The following is a 3,627-nucleotide window of genomic DNA, read 5'->3' as shown; positions in this document are numbered from 1 at the left end:
GCGGTAGAGCTCCGCGGCCGGTTCTACGGGCACCAGTACGCCCAGCGAGGGCCGGGCACCGGCGCTCAGGCCGTACATCGGGAGCTTCCACTGCTCCACCGGCAGCGTCGGGGAGGGCATGTCGGCCCACCCGCCGGGCAGGAACAGGGAGCGTCCGGCCCTGCTGCGGCCGGCCGTCACCACCAGATCGGTGGCGGCCAGTTCGGCGCGGGCGGCCTTGAGGCGGGCCGGCTTCCAGCCGGTCCACCGCGCGGTGTTGCGGTCGGTGGGGTCCGGCATGGCGAGCAGCATGAGGTAGAGGGTGGCCGCGTCGGCGCCCAGGCCGTGCCGGGTGCCGGCCTCCTCCACCAGTTCGGGGACGGAGCGGCTCGGGTCCTGCGGCCACCAGGTGCCGTCCGCGGCCACCACGCCGGCGGCCGGGGCGCCGGGGTCGGCGAGCAGCGCGGCGAAGCGCGGGTCGTGGGTGGTGCGCAGCGCCGCCTCGGCGGCGGAGGGCCGCTGGTCGTCGCCGCGCAGCGCCGGCAGGTACGGGTCGGATCCGGTGGAATCCAGTAGTGCCGGGCGCAGTGCGGGCCTGGGCTGGTCGTCGTGGGTGGCCATGACCACGGCGCCGTAGCGCTCGTAGCCCTCGCCGGTCTCGGTCGGGGTGCCCGCCGCCTTCCGGAAGTCGGGAAGGCTGGTGTAGTGCCCGATCTCCAGGAGCAGTTCGGGCGCGGCGAGCCGCTGCCGTACGGCGGTCAGCGCGGGCGGCAGGGCCGCTCGTACGGAATCACCGGCGGGCAGCCGGTGGGCGAGCCAGGACGCCATGGCCACCGCCCCGGTCAGGACGGACAGGGTGAAGGGGCCGGTGGCCGGCTCGGCGGGTTCCACGTGGTCGCCCTTCACCGTCCAGGCCACGTCGACGGAGAGCTCGCGCGCGGCGGCCGGGTCGAGCAGTGCGGCCAGGGCGCGGTGCGCCGGCCAGTTGCCGCCCACGGCGCGCGCGGCTTCCGTGGCCAGCCAGTCGGGGACGGGGGTACGGCGGCCCACACGCCGGTTCCAGAGCTCCGCCGCGGCGGCGACGTCGGGGCCCTCGCTCCACAGTTTCGCCGGATCGGCGGGCAGCAGGGCCGCCACGACGGCGCGCCGCAGCTCGGTGTCGAGGCTCTTCAGCTCGTCGCGGGCGTACGCGGCGTCGGTGGCCTTGACCCCGAGGGCGGTGCGCAGTTCGGGGGTCAGGAAGTTGCGTTCGTAGGTGTCGATGCCCGGGAGTCCGGCGAGCACCAGGCGGGCGAGGGCGCCGGAGACTCCGGTGAGCTCGGCGAACTCCTCGGCGGCTTCGGGGCGGAACGGCGCGGGGCCGTGCTCGGCGGCCGCGCCGAGGAACGCGGTCAGCCAGCCGGCGCCGCGTTCGCGGTCGCCGAGGGGGGCGTCGCCGCGCACGGTGTAGGGGCCGGGGACGGTGAACCGGCCGGTGGGGTCGTACAGCAGGGCACCGAACTCGTGGCCGTCGGGCACGGCTTCGCTGTGCTCGGTCAGCGCGAGGACGGCTCCGCCGCCCAGCGGCAGCAGGCTGCGGTGGTGGACGTTGCGTTCGCCGTCCGGGGTAAGGAGGTGCTGCCGGTCGAGGCGGAGCAGGACCCGGCGCCAGCGGTCCGCGGAGCCTTCGGCCGAGTCCAGGCCGAGGGCGTCGACGGCGGCGAGCAGGGTGAGCAGCCCCTCCCGCTGCTCGTCGGTGGGCGCGACGGTAACGGCGCGGTACGCCACGGCCGCGGGCTGGTCCAGCAGGGGCGTCCAGGTGAAGGAGTAGTACGGGAGCCCGGGCGTGTCGAAGTGCAGCAGGCCGGGCACCGAATCGGTGTCGGTCCGCGTGCGGGCGGCGCCGAGTTCGCTCAGCGTGAAGTGGGCGGCGTCGCTCTCGCCGTTCCAGCGGTGGTAGCCGGAGCCGATGAGGCCGCTGAGCCCGTCGGCGATCAGCCGGTCCCCGGGGCCCTGTTCGCGCTCCGGGGCGGGGGTGGTGTCGGGGTGGAGCCGGGCGGCGATCGCGTCCAGTGACTTCTGCTGGGTGAGGGTGAAGCGGAGGACCTCGACGATACCGCCGATGAGCTCGGGGGCGGTGATCTGCGGCAGGGCCGCGCTCACCAGTTCGGGCAGGTCGGCGGCCTTGTCGGCCGCGGCTGCCGTCTTGAGCAGTGCGGCCACGGTCTCCCGGTCCGCTGCGCGCAGGACGGCCGAGCCCTCGGTGTCGCGGGGGCGCAGGGCGTACCAGTGCGACAGCGGCGGAAGGTCCACGCTGCCCGTGCCGAAGGCGGAGCGGCGGTGGTGGCCGTCGCGCGACCGGGCGGTGGTCACCCCGTCCGGGTCGGTGATGCTCAGCTCCCGCCACTGCTGGGACAGCGCGCGGGGCCGGTCGTCGCCGGGGAAGACGAGGGCGGCGACGGGCATGTCGTGGCCCTCGGGCACGGCGACTGTGCGACCGCCGGTGTCCGTGCCCTCCCAGCCGCGGCCGGGGACGCTCACCGTGCGCCAGCCGAGGAGGCCGTCGGTGGGCTCGCCGAGCACCGAGCCGGCCACGGCGGGCGTCGGGAGCAGCCGGTTGGAGTATCCGCCTCGGCGGCCGGTGGCGGCGTCGGCGCGCAGCGCGTCGGCGAAGAACGCGGGCAGGGAGGGCCGCCCGTAGGTCCCGCCGACGGGGTCGTACTCAAGCCAGCCGGTGTCCTGCTGCTGGTCGCGGCGCTGCCACACCCAGTACGAGGTGCCGTCGGACAGCAGGGGCCGCTCGTCCGGCAGCTTGGTGTCGCCGCGGTGCAGGACTCCGCCGCCGGTGACGCGCCCGCCGCCGGGGAGCGGCAGGGAGAGGTGGTCGCTGCGCAGCGACCAGTGGTTGCGGTCGGTGTCCAGGGTGAGGACGGTGCCGGGCGAGTGGTGCCAGTAACCCTGGATCCCGTTCGTGTTCCAGGAGGACCAGAAGACGAGGAGTTCACCGTCGACGTAGTGGAAGCTGTGGTTGTACGAGTTCCCGGTCGGCACCCGCAGGTCGTGCGTGAGGACGGTGGAGTCGGCGTCGATGACCCTGACCTGGGTCTGGTTGGCGACGATCAGGTACGGCCAGGCCTCCACCACGGTCAGGGCCTCCCGGCCCCGGCCGGGGGTCAGTTCGGCGAGGGCCTCCTCCCAGGAGGGCCAGGCCAACTCCTCGAAGAGGCCGCCGCGCAGGGTACGGGCGAGGGTTTCGGCGAGGTCCGCGGCCGCGGCGGCGGCCACTTCCTCGGCGGCGAGTTCCAGGGCTTCGGTGGGCAGCCACCTCAGGCGTGCGATGGCGTCGGGGACCCCGGGCAGACCGGCGGCGGTGGAGGCGAGGGCGATGTCGCGCATCCATGCGGCCAGCAGCGGGCGGCCGCCGGGCGAGGCGGCGACGCACCGGACGACGTCGGCGCAACCGTCGCCCAGGCTGTTCAGGGCCCGGCGGAAGGCCGGGTGGAAGCGCTGGTCGGCGGCGATGGCGAGCAGGTCGCGGCGCCGGTCGCCGCCGGCCCACTCGGACAGGTTGAGGTGGTCGTACCGGTGGCGCCGGTCCTCGGTGCCTGCCTCGGGGTCGGCGACCGGGATGTCCAGGGCGAGCAGCAGGTCGAGGAGGTCGGTGTCCTC

1 protein-coding gene is annotated in these 3,627 nt (G+C 75.4%); it reads right to left on the bottom strand.

The features are described from left to right. On the bottom strand, positions 1 to 3,627 hold a 3,627-nt coding region (locus ACWGIU_RS32840; protein ID WP_453711758.1), incomplete at both ends, for a DNA-binding protein.

The sequence above is a fragment of the Streptomyces sp. NPDC054840 genome (assembly GCF_053611065.1).
The sequence above is the reverse complement of the archived record's forward strand: the minus strand, read 5'-3'. Positions and strand labels throughout refer to the sequence as shown.